This window comes from Solwaraspora sp. WMMB762 (genome assembly GCF_049179115.1).
In the GTDB taxonomy this organism is placed as follows: Bacteria; Actinomycetota; Actinomycetes; order Mycobacteriales; family Micromonosporaceae; genus Micromonospora_E.
In genome coordinates, this window is record NZ_JBMHMD010000001.1 from 3128033 (window position 1) to 3150583 (window position 22551).

Consider the following 22551-nt stretch of genomic DNA (forward strand, 5'->3'; position numbering starts at 1 on the left):
CCCTTTCAGTCGCGGCGAAGCCGCCCTGCCGATGATTCAACGGCTTCGCCGCGACTGCCCTCAAGAGTTAGGCGTGAACACGACATCTACCCAGTAGTTGTGGTTGACCGAGTGGCCGGGGAACACCCAGCCGTACGGGTCGTAGTGGTAGACGCCTCCGCCGACCAGCACGTGCAGCGGCGCCCGGTCCAGTTCGGTCTCGGCGAACTGGTTGGCCGTCACCGCGTACTGGCCGACCGATGTGTGGTATGAGGCCACATAGGTGGTGTTCGCGAGAATGGGCACCGGCTGGTCGAAGGTGACCGTCTGCCAGCCGGACTCCGTTTCGTCGGTGAACACGGCCGTGGCCAGCCGGACACCGTCCGCCGTCCAGAGCGAGCCACGGTGCGTGCCGGTGTTGGCCGGCCCCTTGTAGAACCGGACGCCGGTGACCTGGCCGGCGACGTCGGCGCGGAACCGCACCCCCACCTCGACCGCGTCCTGGTCGGCCCAGTTCACTGCGGCGGGCACGTCCTGCGGGCCGAAGATGCTGACCGGCGGCGCCGACGGTTCGGTGGGGCTCGGGGTCGGCTCGGGGCTCGGCGACGGCGACCCGGTCGGGGTCGGTGACCCGGTCGGACTCGGCTCGGTCGACGGCGACGGCGACGGGCCGGGAGTCGGCGACGGGCTGGTGGTCGGCGTCGGGTCTGGGTCGGCGTCGCCGGTACCGGGGACGTAGAGCGGGTCGACCCAGTAGTTCGCCGAGTTGTACGTCCCGGTGGGGAACCCGCCGCCGGAACCGTACCGGTAAACCCCGTTGTCCCCCGCCGGGGCGCTCAACTGGCCACGGCTGTAGCCGGAGCCGAAGAAACCGCCATCGAACGCATAGTTGCCGTTCGGCGCATAATATGACAACACGTACGTCGTACCCGCCGACACCGCCACCGGCGCAGCGAACGCCGCCGACTGCCAACCCGTGACGCCGCCCTCCGGGAACGTCACCTCCGCCAGCGGCGCACCACCACCGACCGGCCACAACCGGCCTACCTGACTGCCGGTGTTCCCGGGGCCACGGTAGAACCGCATCCCGATCACCTCACCGTCCGCCGACGGGGTGAACTTGAACCCCACCTCCACCGGGTCGCTCTCGCCGACCGAGGACTGCTGCGGAACCGCGTCCGGCTCGAACAGGGTCACCACGTCGTCGCCGTAGGTCGTGGTGAACGACCAGGTGTACGGCTGTGCCATCGTCGTCCCGTCGCTGCTGGCCCGTACCGATGCGGTGTAGGTGTGCAGCGACCGCAGCGGGGTGTCCGGGGTGAACGTGGCGAGTCGGGTCGCGCCGTCGTAGGCGACCGCGCCGGCGACCGGCTCGGCCGCCGCGTCGACCAGCTGGAACTCCAGCGACGACTCGTCGATGTCGGTGTTGAAGAGGGCGGAGGCCACCGCCTCGGCCGCCACACCGGTGGCCCCGGGCGTCGGCACGGTCGCGGTGACCGCCGGTCCGGTCTCGTCCGGCCGGCCGGTCGGCGACGGGGAAGGTGTCGGGAACGGGCCGTCACCGGTCGGCAGGAAGTACGGATCGATCCAGTAGTTCGCCGAACCGTACGTGTCGGTCGGGAATCCGCCCCCGGAGCCGTACTGGTAGACACCGTTGTCCCCGGCCGGCGCACGCAACGGACCCCGCACGTACTCCGACCCGAAGAACCCGACATCGAACGCATAGTTGCCGTTCGGCGCATAATATGACAACACGTACGTCGTACCCGCCGACACCGCCACCGGCGCAGCGAATGCCGCCGACTGCCAACCCGTACCGCTGCCCTCCGGGAACGTCACCTCCGCCAGCGGCGCACCACCACCGACCGGCCACAACCGGCCGACCTGACTACCCACGTTCCCCGGCCCCCGGTAAAACCGCATCCCGACCACCTGACCGTCCACCGACGGGGTGAACTTGGTCCCCACCTCCACCGGCAGGCTCTCGCCGGACGCGGTGGTCTGCGGGGTGGCCCCGGTCTCGAACAGGGTCACCACCTGATCGGAGAAGGTCGAGGTGAACGACCACGAGTACGGCGCGTTCATCGGCACGTCGGCCTCGTCGCGCGCGGTCACCGTCGCGGTGTAGGCGGTCTGCTCGGTCAGCGGCACCGCCGGGGTGAAGGTAGCCCGCCGGGCTGCACCGTCGTAACTGACGGCGCCCGGCACCGGCTCGTCGGCCGGGCCGACCAGTGTGAAGTCGATGGTGGTCTCGTCGACCGGCTTGCTGAACACGATCGACGGGGTCACGTCCGCCGGCACGTTCGCCGCGTCCGCGATCGGCACCGTCGACGACACCGTGGGCGGCGCGTCGTCGGCGGTCACGAAGGTCACGTCGGCGTAGTAGTTGGTCGAACCCCACGAGTTGTTCGGGAAGCCGGGCCCGTCCTCCCGGTAGACGCCGTTGCCCACCGTGCCTTCGGTAGCGGGCGCCAGCAGCGGACCCGAGACGTGGTCGGCCAGGAAGTAGCCGCCGTCGCTGGCGTACCGCCCTTCCGGCGCGAAGTAGGAGACCACGTAGCTGGTGCCGGCGGAGACCGGGACCGGGGTCGGCAGGCTCACCTGCTGCCAGCCGGTCTCGGTCTCGTCGGTGAACACCGCCGTGGCCAGCACCGAACCGCCGTTGGTCCAGAGCGTGCCGCGATGCTCGCCCCCGTTGCCCTCGCCCTTGTAGAAGCGCAGGCCGGTGATCAGACCGTCGATCTGGGGGGTGAACCGCACGCCGACCTCGACCGCCGGCTGGGTGCTCAAGGGCTCGCCGTCCGGTCTGCCGTTGTCGGTCTCGACGAACGCCGGGGTGTCCGGCACCGCCTGGCCGAACAGCGAGTACGGCCCGGAGACCGACAGGGCGACCGGATCGGACGGGGCACCGAGGTTGCCGCTGTCGTCTACTGCCCGCGCCAGCACCACCTGGGTGGCGATGTCGGTGGGCAGGAACTCGTACGTCCAGGTATGTGTGCCGGTGGTGGCCGGGTGCCAGGTGCCGCCGCCGTCGGTGGAGACCTCGACGCCGGCGACCAGCCCGCCGCCGGCGTCGGAGGCGGTACCGGTGACCGTGACCGGCGCGCCGTGGGCCACGGAGCTGCCGTCGGTCGGTCCGGTGATCGTCGCGGTGGGTGCCAGCACGTCGGCGGACTGGCTGGTCACCACGATGCCGCTCATCGGGGTGGTCGGCGCCGCACCCATGTCGGCGAAGAGGTTGACCGTGGCCTGCTGGATCGCGTCGTCGGCGGGCGCACCCGAGCCACCGTCGTGGTAGGCGTCGAGCCCCCACGCCCACTGGATGGTGCCGGCCCCGAAGACCAACGCACCGCTCGGTGCCCGGTACATGGTCATGTGGTGGGTGGTCTCCCCCGGCTTGTTCTCCGGGCCGTAACCGACCAGGTATTCAGGGGTATGGCCGGTGGTGGTGGAGAGCCGGAAGGTGCCGGCCGGTCGGAAGCCGTTGTCCAGGTCCTCGTTGGACTCGTAGCCGACGGTGTGCGGCGCCAGGGTGGCGGTCTGGCCCGGAGCCAGCTCGGCCACGCCGGTGTGCCGCCAGAACCGCAGCCTGCCCTGCTCGGCGGGGACCTGCATGGCCAGGTCGGTGTTGTTGGCCATGTAGAGGTTGCCGACCAGCGCGTTCTCCGGCTCGCGCACCTCGCCGGTCGGGAAGCGTGGGTCACGCCACACGCCGGTCCACTCGTCCGACGGGTCGATCCGCGCGTTGTTCCAGGTCTCCTTGTAGCAGACCAGGGTGCGGTACGGCGTACCGTTGCCGTCGACGCTGTCCTCCCAGCGGATTTTCCAGTAGACCTCGTTGCCGGTGAAGAACGCCAGGTGCACTCCGGCGTCGCGGGCCGCCTCGACGTTGGCCCGCTGCTGCGGGGACCAGTACTCGTCGTGCCCGACGGAGACGTACACCTCGTGGTTGAGCAGCAGTTCACCGCGGACGTCCGCGTCGAGCCCGCTGATGTAGCTGACGTCGTATCCGTTGCGCTCCAGGAAGCGGATCATCGGATACTCGTTGGCGAAGAGGAAGTCGCGCCCCTGCTGAGCGCCGCGGGTGGCGAACGGCCGGTTGTAGCTCAGCTTGTAGGCGCGGTACGCCGGACCTTCGCCCCAGTAGAAGTCCGCTCCGCCGTAGCGGTTGTACGCCTGCCAGGTGGTGTCGGAGGTCTGGAACACCAGCTGCGAGGTGCTGGTGTCGTCTCGCACGATGAACGGGATGTGGCTGTCACCGCCGGTGTCCGAGCGGATGAGTCGGGCGATGTAGACCCCGGAGACGGCGTCGGCCGGCACGTCCCAGGTAGCGCCGACCTGCCAGGTGCCGCAGTCGAAAATCTGGGTGTCGGTGGCGCGCACGCAGTCCGCGTCGGTGTTGGCCGCCAACGGCAGGCTCGGGGTCAGCGTGGCCCACTCCCGTGCGCCGTCGCCGCCGTACCAGCCGAGCCGGTAGACCTTGATCGTGTACGCGGACGCCTCGGTGCGCACCTTGAAGCCGATTTGTTCCCCTACGTTCACGCTTATCGAGGTCGCGAAGCCCTGGATCGTGGGATCGCCGACCCCGGAAATGTCCCACACCGAACTCGGCGTTCCCGACTTGCTGTTCTCACAGGCAATCACGTTGACCGGAGGTGCACACGGATCAGTGGACGCGGATGCCGCTGGCATCGCGATCATCAGGGTCGCCATCATGACGATGGCGGTCGCGACGGCGACGAAGTGCCGACTGCCACGATCAAAAAATCTAAATACGCCCGCCCTCACCGAATGTCCCTTCAGGAGCCAGCCCGACGCGATACCGCGTGCCTCCCCCAGCTACGCAGCGCCGACGCTACCAGCGTGAGTCAAGCTCACAACCGGGCATGTATCTGACCCTCGACGCGACCCGGACAGCCCACCCATCGCCCATTCGGACAACTGGCCCCAGGCAATGCGTAATGATCTGCATTCACACGGTTAATCGATAGACAATCTTTGAGATGACGGATCGACGACCGACGGCGGTTGACCGCCCCGGGCGCGGGCGCCGGTGCCGACGCTACGAACCGAACCACCGAGGGGTCGACGTGCGCACCTTGAGCGCCGGGTGGCTGAGTCGCCACACCGCACCACACATACCCACCATGAGTGACATCGCCGTGGCATAGGTGCTGAAGCTCAGTGAATCGAAGGTGAAGCCTGCCGCGATCGCCACCAGCTGCACCGCGACGAGGATGGAACAGAGGTGCCGGTCACGCTCCGACGTCGACCTGCGCCGGGCGAGCAGCGTGACGACGATCGCGGTGACGTGCAGCGCGACGAGGACCGCGACCCCGATCACGCCGTTGGTGAGCGCGAAGGCGAGCCACTGGTTGTCGAGGTACTGGTACTGCGGGGAGACCCAGGTCCCGGTCCCCCGGCCGAGCCACGGTCGCTGCGCGAAGTAGTACCCGACCATCTCATACCGCTCGGTCCGCGAGGTGATGCTCGGGTCGGTGCTCGCCCCAAGGAACATGTTGGTGATCGTGGTGACGAGGGACGGCTTCACCACCGCCATTCCGGCGAACATGACCAGACCCAGCGCCATCATGTTGTAGCGCATCCGCCACGCCCAGGTGGGCATCAGGACGAGCAGCACGATCGCCAACGCCACGAATCCGGTCCGGGACATCGTCGCCGGGATCGCCGCCGCGATGAGCAATGCCAGGAATGCGAACATCTGCCGCTGCCGGGAAGTGGCCGAGAAGCGCGCAAAGTGGATCGCGAACGGCAGCGCCATCGCCATCAACAGACTGAACTCGATGTAGTGGAAGGTTGTGCTGGGCACCCGTACGCCGCCGCCACGGATTTCCAGACCGACGACCCACCCTTTCATCTGCAAACCGGGCACCCGCATGTACTGGGTCAGATCAAAGTACAAAAACGCCTGAATCAGCCCGACCACGGCGACAAAGGCACAGCAGTAGACAAACACCCGCAGTACGCCGTCGAGACGGTCCCAGTTGGGCATGCCGTCGGCGGTCAACAGGATCACCCCGGAGATCGCCGCAGCGGTCAGCATCCAGCGGTCCGCCGAGTTCGCCTCCATCACGGTCAGCCCGCGGAGGAAGCCGACGGCGTACGACAGCAGCATCGACAGCAGGAAGGCCAGGATCGCCCACCGCAGCGGCTGCGGGCCGGTGAGCACCAACCGGGAGTTGAGCCGGGCGGTCATCCACCAGAACCACATCAGAATCGCCACGACCAGCGCCGGACGCCCCAGATCGGTCATTCCGGGCACGATGAGGTGCGACGGGATCAGCGTCAGCAGACAGACCATGAGCGACAACATGACCGGCGCGTCGATCCTGGTCAGCCGGCGGCGGGTCACATAGGTGCGCTCGCTGATCCACGCCGGTTCGAGGTCTGCCGGGTGCACCCCGGATGACATCACCGGGTCCTGGCCTCGGTCATCGTGCCTGGCTGCCGTTCTTGGACGTCTCCGGCGACGTCCACTGCTCACGGCCGGCTCCGGCCTTGGGCAGGATTATCGTCGCGTCGTCGCGGACCGCGCGGATCACCGCGGTCTCGTCGTTGGCCGACGGCGCAGCCGGCTGGTGGGAGGCCGACTGCGGCGTGCCGGGCGACGGTGTGCCGGGCGACGGTGTGCCGGGCTGCGGCGTGGCCGGCTTCGATCCGGTGCGCTCCTCGCCTGCCCCGTCGGCCCGGTCGTCGACCGCGCGGAAGGTCAACGAACCGTTGCCGACCAACCCGCCGACCGGTACCTGACCGCCGGCCAGTCCGCTACCGGCCACCGGTGCCTCGCCTGATGAAGACCCGGCACCCTGGCGCTCCTCCGGACGGTTCTCCCGCCGGCCTTCCTGCCGCCCCTGCGAGGCGTTGCCGGAGCTGTAGACACCGCCGGGCTTGCTAGCGCCGTCGCGGTCGCTCGCCCTCGGGCGCGGGACCGGTTGCGGGCGCGACACCGACCGGGTCTGATCGACCCGCCCGGCCATCGGTGGGATGGCGATCGTCTCATCGGTGCCAGCGGTGAACTCGGTGCCAGCGGTGACCGGCACACCGGCCGCGGGTCGCGGCCGGCGGCGCCGCAGCAGGCCGTCGATCCCGATGGTGAGCGCCGCGCTGAGCAGGACGCCGACCCCGGCGACCGCGATCATCGCCCGGTTGACCTTGGAGTTGGCCTCCTGGATGTTGTCGCCCCGGTCGAGACGGCGAGCGGTGATGAAGCTCTCCTCGCTCGCGCCGTAGTCGGCCTGCAGCCCGACCACGCTCGCCTCCAACCGGCGGACGACCTCCTCGGTCGTCTCGGTGGCCTGGTCCTCGGACTCGCCGACCACCTCAATCGTCATGATCGGCTGCTGGTTGTCGAGGGTGATCGCGACGTTCTCGCTGAGGCCGGCGCCGTCCAGTTGCTTGAGCACGGCCTGGTCCTGCACGGTGAGGGCAGCGGCCCGGCTCAGCGATCCCAGCCCCAGCTCCAACCAGGGGTTACGGGGCGTAACCGGGGCGTCCTCGTCCGGGGCGGTGTTGGCCGCGGTGGGCGGGATCAGCTGAACGTAGGATGTCGCGATATAGTCCGGTTCGACGCTCATCCGGGTCCATCCGGCAGCCGCTACCGAGATGAGCAGCAGCGGCGTCGCAACGTACCAGCGCCGGAACAGCAGTTTGGTGAGATCCCAAAAGTCCACTGCTGTCCTTCCATTGGGTGGCGAGGTCGGGGCGCTCGTCTTCCATCGTATGGCCAGCCGAGAAGCATGAAGGTACGGCGTGGCACGTCGAGCCCTCCGCCGGGTTCAGTGTCCGGCCGGGCGCGGCGCCTCCGCAAGCCTCCGACCGCCGTCCCATCCCGGACATATGTCCTGTTACGCCGCACCGAACGACCGAGCCGCGCCCTGAGTCGCCAACACGACAGCGCCGACTCGGCCGTCAGGGGGACCAACCAATGGGCCGGGTGGACGCCCTGCAGCGTCCACCCGGCCCGTCGGATCGAACCTTACGGCGTGATCTTGTAGATGTGGTACGTGTGTTCCTTCGCGAAGGTGTCCCGGATCGCACCACCGCTGATCGGCACCGAGCGATTCTCGAACAGCACCTCGGCGGTGTCACCGGTCACGCCGGGCGGCAGCGCCAGCGAGTGGCCCCCGGTCGGGGTGTCCTTGCCGAGCATCGCGAAGACGTAGAACGAGCCATCGTGGGCCTTGAGCATCGTGTCCAGCCCGTTGTTGAACTCCCACTCGTACGACTGGGTGTTCAGCACCGGCGCCAGGCTGGTGATGCGCTTGTTCACCTCAGCGACGGCCGGCCGGACCGCGTCGCCGCACCGCTCCCGCAGCACGTGCTGGGAGATGCACGACCCGCCGAAGTTGTGGTTGAAGTACTGGATGCCCCGCGCCTCGTTGATCACCGAGTTCATCACCGCACCGGTGATCTGCTCACCGGTGATGGTCGGCGCCCAGTCCTCGGTGAACGGGTGACCCACCTCGACGAAGGCCCACACCGGCTGCCGCTTGCCGTCCATCGCGTCGAGTTCACGCATCCGCTGCATGGTCAGCCCGTAGTTGGCCGCCCGCCGGCAGTTGTCCTTGTTCACGCCGTACGTCGGGCCCTCCGCCGGGGCGGTGCAGACGTGCGGGTCGGTGTACCAGTAGATGTCGTTGGAGACGACCGAACTGAAGCCGTTGACGAACTTGCCGGCGTCGGAGTCGGACTGCCAGAACATCACGCCCTTGCCGTAGTTGGCGTAGCGCAACCCACGGTCACCGGACGGAACGGTGCCCGACTCCTTCTTCATCACGTCCAGTCCGCAGCCGTCCCGGCTTGACGTGCAGATCGGGCCCTGGCCGGGGTAGTTTCCGGTCCACGTACCGTTGCCCGGCCCGCCCCACATGTCCGCTTCGTCGCCGATCACCCAGCCGACGCTCTCGTTGCCCCGGTCGCTGAACGGCTGCGGGATAAAGGCGTACATGTCGTTGCGCCTGATCAGCGCGACATCCGACTGATCGGTCAGCATGACGTAGGTGTTGAGGCCGGCCGCCTTGTCCCGGTCGATGTCCTGCTGGGTGTACACACCCTCGTACCAGACGCCGATCGGGAAGAACGACGGATCGGTCCAGCCGGAGGCACGGGCCTGCGGGAAGTTCGCGTAGTACGCGGGGCCACCCTCCCACGGCACCCGGGGCAGGTCGAGCACGGCCGGCGTACCGCCGGTCGGCGAGGCCGACGGGCTGGCCGACGGGGTAGCGGTCGGGCTGGCCGACGGCGACAGCGACGGCGACGGCTCAGCGGAGGCCGTCGGCGACGGCGTCGGTTCCGGCTGTTGCGACCCGGTCGGCTCGAAGGCGAGATCGACCCAGTAGTTGCTGGCCTTCCAGGTCTGGCGGGGGAAGCCACCCGATCCGTAGGCGTAGACGCCGGCGGTGCCGTCGGCCCGCAGCGGCCCGGCGGACATCGGCCGCTCGAAGTAGCGCTGGGTGGCCCGGTACCGGCTGGTGTGGTAGGAGGCGATGTACACCTCGCCCGCCTCGACCTCGACCGGCTCGGGCAGCGCGACATGCTGCCACCCGGAGCGGGATTCCCGCTTCGGTACGGCGGTCGCCAGCCGCTCGCCGTCCGCGGTCCACAGGTTGACCCGGTGTCGACCGCGGTCGCCCTTGGCCTTGAGGAAACGCACCGCGGTGACCAGTCCGTCGCGGTCGGCGGTGAACCGCACGCCGAGCTCCACCGGCCGGGTGTCCGGGTCGACCGGCACCCGGGACACGTCCGTCTCGGCGAACAGGGTGAAGCCGTCGACCTGCTCCCCGGCGACCGAGGCGGTGACCACCGTCGCGGTGGCGAGGAAGCTGACCACCACCGCGCCGATCATCACCAGCCGGCCGCGCCGGCCGGTGGGGCGACGCAGCATCCGACGCCGGCCGCGACCCGACCCCGCCGAGCTCGCGTGCCGGCCGGTCGCGCCCGGGCCGGATTCGGCGGTGGGGCGCGGCGACGGGCGACCAGCCCGACGGGCACGCGGCGACCCGGGTAAACCGGGCGAACTTGCCGTAAACGATCCCGGGAACGGATCGTCCCGCCCCCCGTCCGGCTCGAAAGAATCCTTGCTCACCACGAGATGTACACCTCTCGGGACATGGTCCGTTGTCGGTACTACGTTCGGTGGATCTCCCCCAGGCACTCCCCGTCCCGACCGATCGCAGCGCGCTACGCCGCCCCGTCGGGACCGAGGCTGACGTTAACCCAGGCCACGAACCTTCCCAAGGAACTTAATGCTCTCTTATGGCAAGCCGGCACGGCCCTGAGCTCACCCGCAGCCGACGTGAATGGTGAAATTCACTCACCTCGAACATCGACAGATCGAGATCGTTTACCGGCCGCTCGGGCCGGCTCCGGAGGCGTCGACCGCCGAATGTGGATCAGCGGCACCACCGGTCGGCACAGCGGCAGTGGTCCGCCCCCAACCGGAGCGCACGCTCCAACCAGGAGAACGCCGCCTTAACTCTGCGGCAACGGTGATCGCCACATAACAGAACGCGGCCGGAACAAGGTGTGGCGCTGTGAGTACGACCCGCCGCAACCAGGACCACGGACGGGAACCGGGCACCGGATCGAGCGCCAACTCGGTGCCCTGTGGATCCGTTCGGACGAACTCCCAGAACTCTGCGTTACCGGCCCGAGACCTGGCCACTCGTCGGACCAACTCACCCGTGCGCCGCGGTGCCACCACCCGTACGGGCAGGTCAACGTCCCGCTTTTCGTCGGCTCTGACCACCGCGTCGAGAAACATGTCGTCGGCGATAATGTCCGGAAAATTGGTGAATCGCGCCCGCGCAGCGGCGGAGATCGCGATCAACCCACGGCCGAAGAGGCGGCCGCTGAATATCGGCAACCGCGCATTGATCGCGTAGTAGGCCCGCACCGGCCAGGTACTCGCCGAGGTGTCGATCACCGGTCGCGGCGCCGCCGCCTCCACGCCGGGTTCGGCGATCACTGCGGCGAGCGCGCGTAGAAGTTCCACCGATACCGCGATGTCCGCGTCCAGATAGATCCGGACGTCTCCTCCGGCGATCTCGTCGGCGGCGTTGAGCGCGGCGATTTTCGACGGCGTGGTGATCTCCAGCACCCGGGCGCCGCAGGACCGGGCGACCGCCGCCGTCCGGTCGGTGCAGCCGTTGGCGGCCACGATGATCTCGACGTCCGGCCCGAAGGACGGCGATTCGGTCATTGCACGCAAGACCGGGCCGATCCCTTCTTCCTCGTTGAAGGCCGGCATGATGACGGTAATCTGCACAACCACGATGCTTCCATTCACGGACGATGCGACAACCAGTCGAATGGGCAACCTCACTATCGCCTAGCTGACACCGATTGGCCCATCCGGTGGACCACTACGCCGAGTACGGTGCAGCTTGTGCCTCGTGACCAGTACCCCGTTACCGCAAATAGGCATCGGATCACTCTGAGCAACGTCGCTTTTGATCCCGTTCGGGAAGAAGACGTCATCCGCCACGTCGTCGCCGCACTGGACGCCGGCACCGGCGGCCAGATCATCACCCCGAACGTGGACATTCTGCGCCGCGCCAACCGCGAAGAGGAGTGCCACAGACACATAGAGTCATCAACTCTGGTGGTCGCGGACGGTGCGCCACTGATCTGGGCCAGCCGGATCAGCGGTGACCCGCTGCCGGCCCGGGTCCCCGGATCCGACCTGATCTGGAGCCTGTCCCGGGCGCTCGGCGAACAGCGCCGGTCGGTCTACCTGCTCGGTGGCGAGCCAGGCACGGCGGTGCAGGCCGCCGCAGTACTCCGCCGCGAGTTTCCCCAGCTCACCATCGCCGGCCAGCTCAGCCCGCCGTTCGGGTTCGACCGGTCCGAGGAGCAACTCACCCAGATCTGCGCCGAGGTGGCCGCCGCCCGACCGGACCTGATCTTCGTCGGGCTCGGCTTCCCCAAACAGGAACGGCTCATCGCCCGGCTCCGGCCGATGCTGCCGAACACCTGGTTCATGGGTTGCGGAGCGGCGATCGGCTTCGTCGCCGGGGTACACCGTCGGGCCCCCCGGTGGATGCAGCGCACCGGGTTGGAGTGGATGCACCGGCTGCTCCGCGAGCCACACCGGCTCACCCGCCGCTACCTGCTGCACGACGTACCGTTCGCGCTGCAGTTACTCGGCGGCAGCGTCCGGACCCGGTTGCGGCGCGGTGACCAGGCGACGAACACCGGCGGCGTGCCGGCGCTCCCGCCGACCCGGCACATCCCGGCCCCCCGGGGCGGCCAGAACAGCCAGGACAGCCGGGACGCCAACCGTCCCGACCCGGTCGGCTCCGGGAACCGCCCGTGAGCCGCCCCGACGTCTCGGTCGTCATCGTCTCGTACAACACGAGCCAGCTGATCGTGCGCTGCCTGACCGAGCTGTACGCAAGCCTGACCCCGGACGTCACAGCGGAGGTGGTGGTGGTCGACAACGCCTCCACCGACGGCTCCGCCGACACCATCGCCGACCGGTTCCCGCAGGTCCGCCTGGTACGGCTGACGGAAAACGTCGGTTTCGGCCGAGGCATCAACCGTGGTGCGGCGGTCAGCACCGGGCGCTACCTGCTCTGTCTCAACCCGGACACGGTTCCGGTCGGCCATCCGGTCACCGAACTGGTCACCTTCGCCGACCGGCACCCCGGTCACGGCCTGTACACCGGGCGCACCCTGCACCCCGACGGCACCGACGACAACTACTCCTGCTGGGGCATGCCCACGGTGTGGAGCATCTTCGGCTTCGCCAGCGGGCTGTCGACCGCGTTCCGGGGCCGGGCCTGGGCGGATCCGGAGGCGCTGCCCGGCTACGACCGCCAGTCGGTACGCGAGGTGCCGGCTTTGTCCGGCTGCATGCTGCTCATCGAGCGGGACCTGTTCGGCCGACTCGGCGGCTTCGACCCGCAATACTTCCTCTACAGCGAGGACATCGACCTCAGCACCCGGGCCCGGGCGCTGGGTGCCCGCCCGGTGCTGACCCCGACCGCTCAGGTGGTGCACCTGGTCGGCGCCTCGTCCAGCTCCGAGGGGCAACGGATCCGGATTCTGCGCGGCAAGGCCACCTACGTCCGGCGGCACTGGTCGCCGCTGCGGGCCTGGACCGCCGTCCGGCTGCTGGTCGCCGGGGTCGGCCTACGGGCGGTGGGCAAGACGCTGCTCGGCCGGGACCGGTCCCGGGGCGTCGACTGGATCGAGGTCTGGCGCTCCCGCCGGGACTGGGCGGCCGGCTACCCGCCGGTCGACGAGGATCGGCCGACCACCGAACGGCTCGAACCGGCCGGCTGACCGCCCCGGCCGGCCCACCCCGCAGGCACGTCGTGCGTCGGCCGCACCCGTGCGGTCATCCTTCGTCGGCCTGCCGCTGCGCCGGTCCGGCGACCGGGACATCGGCGAACGCCGCCACCGTCCGGTCGGCGTACGCGTTGGCGTCGCCGAACTCCATCGGGCCGTCCCAGCTGGTCGGCAGCGGCACCGTGACCTGCGGCGCGACCCGGCGGACCACCTCGTCGAGCACCCGCTCCACCTGGCCGACCCAGAGATGGCGGGCACCATCGACCCCGACCACCTCCGCCTGACCGACCACGGCGAACCGCCGGGTCGCCTCGTCCGGCCGCAGGTAGTCGTCCAGCTCCGGGACCAGCGCGGTGAGTGGCTTGCCGGACGCCGACCAGGTGGCCAGGTCGGCGTCGGTGGCGAAGCGCAGCGGCGGCGACAACAGGATCGCGCCCTCGACCGCCGGGTCGCAGCCGTAGCGCAGCGCCAGGTCGGTGCCGAACGACCAGCCGAGCAGCCAGACCCTGGGCAGCTCGGCGAACTCGGCGTACTCGATCGCCGCCGCGACGTCGAACCGCTCCCCCTCGGCCGAGTCGAAGCTGCCGCCGCTGGTGCCGCGCTCGCTGCTGGTGCCCCGGGTGTTGAACCGGAGCACGGCCACACCGGCCAGCGCCGGCAGCCGCCAGGCGGCCTTGCGGAACACGTGGCTGTCCATCATCCCGCCGTGGGTCGGCAGCGGATGCAGGCAGACCAGCGTGGCGACCGGCGGACGATCGGCTGGCAACGCCAGCTCACCGACGAGGGTGAGCCCGTCGGCGGTGTGCAGCTCGATGTCGCGGCGCTCGGCGGGCAGGATCGACATGGACCTGATCGGCTCGCTCACCCGGCCAGTCTCGCACTGCCCTGACCAGCCGGCCCGTCGGGGATCAGCCGTAGCGGGGCGCGGAGCGGGACCGCTCGACCGCCGGCCGCCGCTGCTCGCGTGCCCGCCAGCAGCCGGAGTGCCAGTGCCGCCGGTCGGTCAGGTCGCCCCGGCCGTCCGCCGGCCAGGCGACCACGTGCGGCACGCCCGGCCGGATCTCCTGCACGCAGCCCGGACAACGGTACGTCTTGGTCGCCGCCGGACCGGGCACCGAGCGCACCATCCAGTCGCCGTCGCTGAACGACTGCACGGCGGCGACGCCCCGGCGCACCCGCTCCGGGTCGACCGGCTCGGGCTGGCCGGGATCGCCGTGGCCGGCGCGACCGGCGGACCGGCGGGTCGGGCGGTTGCGGCGCGGACTCATGATCGCAAGGGTACGTCGCCGGCGCGGCGCCCTGCTCAGCCGACGTGGTCGCGGAACCCGCCACCGGTGCGCCGGCCGAGCCGACCGGCGGTCACCAGGTTGCGCAGCAGTGGGGCGGGTGCCAGACCGGGCTCGGGCAGCTCCCGGTGGATGGCGGTCTGGACGGCCAGCGCCACGTCCAGGCCGACGGTGTCGAGCAGCTCGAACGGCCCGGCGGGGTAGCCGCAGCCGAGCTTCATCGCCGCGTCGATGTCGTCCGCCGTCGAATAGTTGCTCTCCAGCATCCGGACCGCGTCGTTGAGGTACGGCAACAGCAACGCGTCGGCGATGAAGCCGGCCCGGTCGCCGCAGGTCACCGCGGTCCTGCCGAGTGCCGCGCAGAGTTGGTGCGCGGCCCGCACCGCGGTCGGCGAGGTCCGGACGCTACGCACCACCTCGACCAGGCGGGCCTGCGCCGCCAGACCGCCGACGAAGTGCAGCCCGACCACGTCGGCTGGCCGGCCGGTGGCCATCGCCACGTCGATCACCGGTGCCGTCGACGGGCCGGCCACCACCACCAGGTCGACGGCGGCCAGGTCTCGCACGACCCGGTCACGCACGACCCGGTCGCCGGGGCCGGCCGCCGGGACGCCACCGGGGTCGGCTACCGCGACGACGTCGACTCCGGCGGCGGTGAGGACCTCGGCGACGTCGGTCGCGACCGTGCCCGACCCGACCACCCCGACCGTACGCGGTGCCGGCGCACCGGCCTCGGCGCCGGCCACCGGGGTGAGTTCGTCCGGGGCGAGCCGCGACGAGCCCGGTGCCTGGTAGGTGTAGAAGCCCCGGCCGGACTTGCGGCCGAGCAGCCCGGCGGTGACCATCTGCCGCAGCAGCGGCGCGGCCGCGTGCCGGCGGTCGTGGCCACCACGCTGGTACATCGTCTCCAGCACCTGGTACGCGGTGTCCAGGCCGATCAGGTCGAGCAGCGTCAGCGGGCCCATCGGCAGGCCGTGGCCCTGCTGCATGGCCGCGTCGATGTCCTCCCGGCTGGCGTACCCGGCCTCGTACATCCCGATCGCCTGGTTGAGGTACCCGAACAACAGCGCGTTCGCGATGAAGCCGGCGCGGTCGGTGACGCTCACCCCGACCTTGCCGAGCCGGGCACAGAGCGACTGGACGTCGCGGGCCACCTCCGGCGCGGTCACCACGGTGCTGATCACCTCGACCAACCGCATCACCGGTGCCGGGTTGAAAAAGTGCAGCCCGATCACCTGGCCGGGACGTTCGGTGGCGACAGCGATCTCGGTGACGCTCAACGACGAGGTGTTGGTCGCCAGGACGGCCCCCGGTGGGCACACCCGATCGAGCTCGGCCAGCAGGCGTCGCTTGAGATCGAGCCGCTCCGGGACCGCCTCGACGGCCAGGTCGACGTCGCGGAGTGCGTCGAGTCCGACCGCGAAGGTCACCCGGGCGTGCAGTGCGTCCCGGTCGGCCGGGTCGAGTTTGCCGCGGGCGACGGCCCGGTCGGTGGAAGCCGTCAGGTTGGCCCGGCCCTTGTCCAGCGCCGCCCCGTCCACCTCGACGGCGACCACGTCGACGCCGTTGCGGGCGAAGACCTCGACAATCCCGGCACCCATCGTGCCGAGCCCGACCACTCCCACAGTTTTGAACTCGCGCGCCATCTGGTCTCCGTCCGTCACCTGCGCCGGCCCTGGTGCGACGCGAGTCTGTCACGAACCGCCACACCATCGTCAGGAGCACCACGACCCGGCGTCGTTCAGGAGAGCACCACGACCAGCCAGGTCAACCAGCCGACCAGGAAGACCCCGGCCAGCCCGGCCATCAGCAGCGTGCTGGGCCGGCGTCGGGGACGCATCGGCTGGGTGGGCTCACCGAGCGCGGTGTGCAGCGGGGAACCCGGTCCGGTGGTCGGCCGCACCGGTGCGCCGGGCAGTGCCGCCGTGGCCGGCCGAGGGATCCGGGTGCCGACCGGGTCGGTGAGCGCCGAGGCCGGATCGTAGAACCGCAGTTCCACGCCGCCGATCCGGATCCGGTCGCCGTCGCGCAACTCGGTCGGCTGCCGGATCCGCAGATCGTTGACCCAGGTCCCGTTCGTCGACTCCTGGTCGGTCAGCACCGTACGGCCGCCGCCGGCCGCTATCACCGCGTGGCACCGGCTGACCTTGATGTCGTCGATGGTGATGTCCAGGCCGGCATCCCGGCCGATCACCCGGTTGCCGGGCGACAGCCGGTAGCTGGCCCCGGGAGTCGGGCCGGTGATCACCTGCAGGAGAGGTAGCAGCGACTGGTGTTCGGACATCAGCTGGTGAAGTGCCTTCCCCCCTCGACAGCGACGCACGTCGCGCCACCCATTGCAGCAGCCTGCCAGCTCGCGCCGACCCAGGACATGGTCCCTTGTCCGGTGTTGGTCGCCGGCCGGGTCAGGTCCGCGCCACCGGTTCGACGGTGGTCCGCGACAACCGGACACCCGCCCTGACGCCAGGTGGCCAAGGCTGTCATTACATCGCCAGGAATCGAAGTCTCGCTACCCGCGAGTACCCTTCACGGCTAACCTCGGACAATACTGCGCAGCGGGCGGGCGAAGCGATCCGGGGCCGGTGCGCAGCCGCAGCTGGCGAAGGAGGCCATGGTGACAGTGGTACGGATCCCAGGCCGACCGGTGGTCGACGACGGGCATCTTCTCTCCTCCCACCCGGCGGCCGGTGCGCAGGTGGGCCGGGTCCCGATCGCCGACCGCGATCAGGTCGCGGCGGCGGTGGCGGCGGCCCGGACCGCGGCCGACTGGTGGGTCGGGATCGGCCACGCGCAACGCCGCCGCCGGCTGCTGCGCTGGCGGTCGCTGCTCGCCACCCGGATCACCGAACTCGCCGATCTGGTCAACCGGGAGTGCGGCAAGCCGGTGGCCGAGGCGATCGTCGAGATCGCCGCCGCGATCGAACACATCGACTGGGCGGCCCAGCACGCAAGGCGGGTGCTCGGGGTGCGGCGGACCCGCACCCGGCTGATCACCGCCGAGTTCAGCGGCCACCTGGAGTACCAGCCGCTCGGCGTGGTCGGGGTGATCGGCGCGTGGAACTATCCGGTGCTCATTCCGATCGGCCCGATCGCGTACGCCCTGGCCGCCGGCAACACGGTGGTCTTCAAACCCAGCGAGTACACCCCGGTGACCGGACAGTGGCTGGTCGACACGCTCACCGAGGCGGTCGGCGCGGAGTCGGTCCTGACCGCCGTGCACGGGCTCGGCGACGTCGGCGACGCGTTGTGCCGGTCCGGCGTGGACAAGCTCTCGTTCACCGGCTCACCACGGACCGGCCGCCTGGTCATGGCGGCCTGCGCCGAGACGCTCACCCCGGTGGTGATCGAGGCAGGCGGCAAGGACGCGATGATCGTCGACGACGACGCCGACATCGACGCGGCGGCGGAGGCCTGCGTCTGGGGGGCGATGACCAACGCCGGGCAGAGCTGCATCGGCATCGAGCGGGTGTACGCGCTGGCCCCGGTGTACGACGCGTTCGTCACCGCGGTGGCGGACCGGGCCGGCCGACTGACTGTCGGTAGCGGACCGGAGGACCAGGTCGGGCCGATCGCCATGCCCGGCCAACTCGACGTCATCCGACGGCACATCGACGACGCGCTGGCCGCCGGTGGGCGGGCGGTGCTCGGCGGTGCCGCCGCGGTACAGCCGCCGTACGTCCATCCGACCGTCCTGGTCGACGTGCCGCCCGACTGCGCCGCCGTCCGTGAGGAGACCTTCGGACCGACCGTCACGATCCACCGGGTCGAAACCATCGACGAGGCGATCGCGGCGGCCAACGACACCCGCTACGGGTTGGGCGGCGCGGTCTTCGGCAAGCGGCGGGGGATCGCCGTCGCCCGCCGGATCCGCAGTGGAATGGTGTCGATCAACTCGGTGCTCACCTTCGTCGGGTTCAGTGAGCTGCCGTTCGGTGGGATCGGTGAGTCGGGTTTCGGCCGGGTGCACGGTGAAGACGGGCTGCGGGAGTTCTCCCGGTCAAAGGCGATCACCCGACGCCGGGCACCGTCGGTGCTGCCGACGATGACGTTCGAGCGGACCCCGACCGACATGGCCCGTATCGTCAAGGTGATCAAGCTGCGGTACGGCCGCGACTGATCGCTCCTCAGCCGGCGATCGGCTGGTGCGCGCCGAGGCTGGCCTGGTCGGCGGCGGTGGTGCCGGCGATCCACCCGGCCCGGTTGTGGCCGGCGATCGACCGGCTGGTCACCGTCGGGAAGAGCCGCTCGGTGGCCCGGTCCACCTGCTCGTCGCGGGCCGCCAGTACCGGCACCAGCGCGGCGCCGGTCCGCGCGGCCGCCTCCCGGCCGACGTCGTCGGCGGCGGTACGCAACCGCTGCCCGATCCGCACCGCGTACGCCTCCAGAAAGGACTGGCGGAACGACCGGGTGGTCGACTGCCCGCCCCGGCCACGCTGCGGGCCGTTGCGCAGCATCGCCGCGGTGGCCTGTACCAGCAGCGAGGTGTGCAGCAACTCGACCGACTCGCAGTCGGCGGCGAACCCGACGACGGTGGCGAAGCCGAGATTGTTGGACCACACCGACCGGCAGCCGTTCGCCTCGGCGACCTGCTGCAGTAGCAACGCCTTGGCCTGCTCGTACGGTGCCTCCAGGCCGATCCGTACGGCCACCGGGTCGGCCTGTGGCCCGCCGGCACCGGTCTGCTGCGCGGCGAGCAGCGCGTGGTCGATGCGGTGCCGGGTCATCAGCTCCTGGGCCTTGGCCGACAGTGCTTCGGCCTCCTCCGCGAATTCGGTCGACTCGGCCTTGGCCAGCAACGCCCGGATCCGGCCGAGCTGGCGCTCGTCCACATCGTCGGTCCCGACCGCCCCGGCGGGGGTCGGCCGCCGACGCTGCTGCGGCCCGTCGTCGCCGGGGCGGACCGTGCCGGGCAGCGGGGCCACCAGCTCCAGTCTCGGCAGGCCGATCAGCAGCCCGGCCACCCGCACCGCGAGCAGCACGGCAGCGGCCCGGTCCAGCTTGGACCCGGCCGCCCAGGCGGTCAGCCGGTGGTCGGGCGGAGCAGCACCCCACACGTCGAGGTCGAGATCACGCAGCTGGCGGTGCCAGCGGTCGGCGACCGTCGCCGGCGCGTACCCGCGCAGCTGCGCCGCGACGTACCCGGCGGTCAGGCTCACCGCCCGCTTGCCGAGCTCGCGGCCGGCCACCCGCAGCACGTCGGCCGGCATCCAGCCGTGGCCCCACAGCCCGGCGGCCACCTGCCGCAACGCCTCGTCCACCGACTGGTCCACCAGCCGGTCGTCGGCTGCGACCAGCTCGGCCACGCACTCGTCGAGGTCGTCCGGTCGGTCGACCGTCGCCATTCGGGCCGCCCGGCGCAGCAGCTCGTCGATCCGCTGCGCCTCGGTCGGCGGCGCGTAGAAGCCGAACCCGTCGGGGTACGCCGCGCCGGCGGCCTGCGCCCGTTGGCGTTGCCGCTGCTCCCTGGCCTTCTTCTTGGCGGCTCGACGTTGCTGGTTGCGCATACCCATCGGCGGACTCCAGGAACATGGTGTCGGAGCTGGTCAAAGGTTTCTGCTGGTCAGAACAGGGTGAGTTCGTCCCGTTCGATGCCCCGTAGCTTGTCGTAGTCGACCACCACGCACCGGATGCCACGGTCCTCGGCCAGCACCCGGGCCTGCGGTTTGATCTCCTGTGCGGCGAAGATGCCGGTCACCGGCGCCAGCAGCGGGTCGCGGTTGAGCAGTTCGAGGTAGCGGGTCAGCTGCTCGACGCCGTCGATCTCGCCCCGACGCTTCACCTCGACCGCGACGCTCGCTCCGCCGTCACGACAGAGCAGGTCCACCGGGCCGATCGCCGTCATGAACTCCCGCCGCACCAGGGTGAAATCGTCACCGAAGGTAGTCGGGTTGGCGGCGAGCAGCTCCTGCAGGTGCGCCTCCACCCCGTCCTTGCGCAGACCGGGGTCGACACCCAGGTCGTACGACATCTCCTGAAGAATCTCCTCCAGGGTGATCCGCAGCTCCTCGCCGGCCTTGTTGACCACCCGCCACATACCCGGCGTCTCCTCCAGCCGGCATGGTGGGCTCATCCAGTTCAGCGGCTTGTACGCCCGGTCGTCGGCGTGAATCGAGACCGATCCGTCCGCTTTGACCATCAACAGCCGGGTGGCCGGCGGCAGATGTGCCGAGAGCCGACCGACGTAGTCCACCGAGCATCGAGCAATCACCAGCCGCACCCGACGAGGGTAGCGCCAGCGGTGCCCGCGTACCGCGCAGGGCTGGCGTGGCGGTGCGATCCTGGTGACGTGTTCGAACTGCTGACCGGGACCGGGCTGGCCGCATCCGCAGGGCTCAACGCCTACATCCCGCTGCTGACCGTCGGCGTGCTCGCCCGCTACACCAGCCTGATCACGCTGCCGGACGGCTGGCAGTGGATGTCCGACGAATGGGTGCTGGGCATCCTCGCCGTCCTGCTGGTTGTCGAGGTCGTCGCCGACAAGGTGCCGGTCGTCGACCACGTCAACGACGTGGTGCAGACGGTCGTCCGGCCGACCGCCGGCGGGCTGGCGTTCGGAGCGGGGTCGGCGTCGGAGACGGTGACGGTCAGCGACCCCGGGGAGTTCTTCTCCTCGGACCAGTGGGTTCCGGTGCTGGTCGGTGTGCTGATCGCGCTCGGCATACATCTACTCAAGGCGACCGCCCGACCGGTGATCAACACCGCCACCGCCGGGATCGGCGCGCCGGTGGCGAGCACCGCCGAGGACGCCACCAGCGTGGTGATGTCGGTCGTCGCGATCCTGCTGCCCGTCCTGGTGCTGGTCTTCCTGGTGGCATTGCTGATCGGCGGGCCGCTGCTGATCCGCCGGGCCGGGCAGCGCCGCCGGGAGCGGCGGGCGGCCCGGGCCGCCGGATACCGGGTCTGACCGGACACCCTGCGCCGGTCTGATCGCGTCGACGTGCGGCCCGAACGGTCGGGATCCTGCGGGCGGCCCGACACCGGTCCGGGTCGCCTGCGACGATCTGCGCCGTGCGCTCACGTTCGACCACTTCGGAATCGCGTCCGGTCGCCCTGGCGGTGGCGACCGTGATCGCCCTGGCCGGGGCTGCCGTACCGGTCGTCACCGGCTGCGGCGCGACCGCCGGACCACCCGCCGTCAGCAGCACCGGTACCGTCAGTCCGGCGACGGTACCGACCGGTCCGGCGATGGTACCGACCGCTCCGGCGGCCGTCGCCGGCAACCGACCCGCCGGATCGCCGCCGCCGGCCGACCCGGCGGGGCCGCCGCGGACAGTGCCCGGCGCGACCCGTCCGGGTACCCGACCACCCGTGGTCGACCACGGACCGCGCACCGGCAACCTGGTCGCGTTGACCTTCGACGCCGACATGACCGAGGCGATGCGCTACGACCTGCGCAGCGGCGCGGTCCGCTCGTACGCCAACCTGGCCGTCATCGAGCTGCTGGAGCGTGAGCAGGTCCCGGCGACCTTCTTCCTCACCGGGATGTGGGTCGAGCAGTACCCGGAGCTGACCCGACGGCTCGCCGGCAACCCCCGGTTCGAGCTGGCCAACCACACGTACGGCCATACCGCGTTCACCGCCGACTGTTACGGCCTGCCGCAGCTACCGCCGACCGCGATGACCGCTGATGTGGCGAGGACGTTCGACGTGATCGAGCCGTACGGTGGCCGCCAGACCCGCTACTTCCGGTTTCCGGGCCTGTGCCACGACGGAGCCGCGCTGGCCGCGCTGGCCCCGATCGGGCTGACCGTGGTCGACGGCGACGTGATCAGCGGCGACCCGTTCGCCACCGCCTGGGAGCCAATCGTCGACGCCGTCCTGTCCGGCGTACGGCCCGGCTCGGTGGTGGTGCTGCACGTCACCGAGGCCAACGCGGCGCTGACCGACGAGGCGTTGCCGCACATCCTCGTCGGCCTGCGCGACCGGGGTCTGACCCCGGCCGCCCTGTCCGAGGTGCTCGCCGAGTAGTGGT

At 70.4% G+C, this 22551-nt stretch carries 16 protein-coding genes; 5 read left to right on the forward strand and 11 right to left on the reverse strand.

Annotated features, from left to right (window positions below; translation table 11 throughout):
* Positions 1-60: 60 nt before the first annotated feature.
* From ACN27J_RS13735 to ACN27J_RS13755, 5 genes are all read right to left on the reverse strand, one after another.
* Positions 61-4521 carry a DUF4082 domain-containing protein gene (locus tag ACN27J_RS13735; protein WP_421366565.1) on the reverse strand — a complete coding sequence of 1487 codons (4461 nt, stop codon included), beginning with the start codon at positions 4519-4521 and terminating at the stop codon, positions 61-63.
* A 520-nt stretch (positions 4522-5041) separates the two neighbouring features.
* Positions 5042-6412, reverse strand: coding sequence for an O-antigen ligase family protein (locus ACN27J_RS13740; RefSeq protein ID WP_421366566.1), 1371 nt, complete (start codon positions 6410-6412; stop codon positions 5042-5044).
* 19 nt (positions 6413-6431) lie between these two features.
* Entirely contained in the window at positions 6432-7670 is a 1239-nt protein-coding gene (locus ACN27J_RS13745; RefSeq protein WP_421366568.1) for a hypothetical protein, read from the reverse strand.
* A gap of 305 nt (positions 7671-7975) precedes the next feature.
* On the reverse strand, positions 7976-9883 hold the full coding sequence (locus ACN27J_RS13750; RefSeq protein WP_421366570.1) for a DUF4082 domain-containing protein: 1908 nt from the start codon (positions 9881-9883) through the stop codon (positions 7976-7978).
* A 459-nt stretch (positions 9884-10342) separates the two neighbouring features.
* Positions 10343-11272, reverse strand: coding sequence for a glycosyltransferase (locus tag ACN27J_RS13755; protein ID WP_421366572.1), 930 nt, complete (start codon positions 11270-11272; stop codon positions 10343-10345).
* A 114-nt stretch (positions 11273-11386) separates the two neighbouring features.
* Between ACN27J_RS13755 and ACN27J_RS13760 the strand changes: the two genes are divergently transcribed.
* Positions 11387-12316: a WecB/TagA/CpsF family glycosyltransferase gene (locus ACN27J_RS13760; protein ID WP_421366573.1), complete on the forward strand. Its 930-nt coding sequence runs from the start codon at positions 11387-11389 to the stop codon at positions 12314-12316.
* Entirely contained in the window at positions 12313-13287 is a 975-nt protein-coding gene (locus ACN27J_RS13765; RefSeq protein ID WP_421366574.1) for a glycosyltransferase family 2 protein, read from the forward strand. The genes ACN27J_RS13760 and ACN27J_RS13765 overlap by 4 nt, the downstream gene beginning before the upstream one ends.
* 55 nt (positions 13288-13342) lie before the next feature.
* Here the strand turns inward: ACN27J_RS13765 and ACN27J_RS13770 are convergent, their stop codons facing one another.
* The 4 genes from ACN27J_RS13770 to ACN27J_RS13785 all read right to left on the reverse strand — a co-directional run bounded on the left by ACN27J_RS13770 (position 13343) and on the right by ACN27J_RS13785 (position 16863).
* A complete protein-coding gene (locus tag ACN27J_RS13770; RefSeq protein WP_421366576.1) occupies positions 13343-14158 on the reverse strand; it encodes an alpha/beta hydrolase in 816 nt (271 codons plus the stop codon).
* A 43-nt stretch (positions 14159-14201) separates the two neighbouring features.
* A complete protein-coding gene (locus ACN27J_RS13775; protein WP_278171146.1) occupies positions 14202-14561 on the reverse strand; it encodes a hypothetical protein in 360 nt (119 codons plus the stop codon).
* 35 nt (positions 14562-14596) lie between these two features.
* A complete protein-coding gene (locus ACN27J_RS13780) occupies positions 14597-16225 on the reverse strand; it encodes a 3-hydroxyacyl-CoA dehydrogenase family protein (RefSeq protein WP_421366578.1) in 1629 nt (542 codons plus the stop codon).
* A 95-nt stretch (positions 16226-16320) separates the two neighbouring features.
* Entirely contained in the window at positions 16321-16863 is a 543-nt protein-coding gene (locus tag ACN27J_RS13785) for an FHA domain-containing protein (RefSeq protein WP_421366580.1), read from the reverse strand.
* A 330-nt stretch (positions 16864-17193) separates the two neighbouring features.
* Here ACN27J_RS13785 and ACN27J_RS13790 point away from each other — a divergent pair, with 330 nt between their 5' ends.
* Positions 17194-18696 (forward strand): aldehyde dehydrogenase family protein, encoded by a 1503-nt coding sequence (locus ACN27J_RS13790; protein WP_421366582.1) that lies wholly within the window; start codon positions 17194-17196, stop codon positions 18694-18696.
* A 7-nt stretch (positions 18697-18703) separates the two neighbouring features.
* Here ACN27J_RS13790 and ACN27J_RS13795 read toward each other — a convergent pair whose 3' ends face one another.
* Both ACN27J_RS13795 and nucS read right to left on the reverse strand, forming a co-directional pair.
* Complete coding sequence (locus ACN27J_RS13795; protein ID WP_421366584.1) at positions 18704-20089, reverse strand: DUF2786 domain-containing protein; 1386 nt, start codon at positions 20087-20089, stop codon at positions 18704-18706.
* Positions 20090-20139: 50 nt separating this feature from the next.
* A complete protein-coding gene (gene nucS / locus ACN27J_RS13800) occupies positions 20140-20796 on the reverse strand; it encodes an endonuclease NucS (protein WP_421366586.1) in 657 nt (218 codons plus the stop codon).
* 69 nt (positions 20797-20865) lie between these two features.
* Here nucS and ACN27J_RS13805 point away from each other — a divergent pair, with 69 nt between their 5' ends.
* Both ACN27J_RS13805 and ACN27J_RS13810 read left to right on the forward strand, forming a co-directional pair.
* On the forward strand, positions 20866-21483 hold the full coding sequence (locus ACN27J_RS13805) for a DUF4126 domain-containing protein (protein ID WP_421366588.1): 618 nt from the start codon (positions 20866-20868) through the stop codon (positions 21481-21483).
* 104 nt (positions 21484-21587) lie between these two features.
* Positions 21588-22547, forward strand: a complete 960-nt coding sequence (locus ACN27J_RS13810) for a polysaccharide deacetylase family protein (RefSeq protein WP_421366590.1) — start codon at positions 21588-21590, stop codon at positions 22545-22547.
* The last annotated feature ends 4 nt before the right edge of the window (positions 22548-22551 follow it).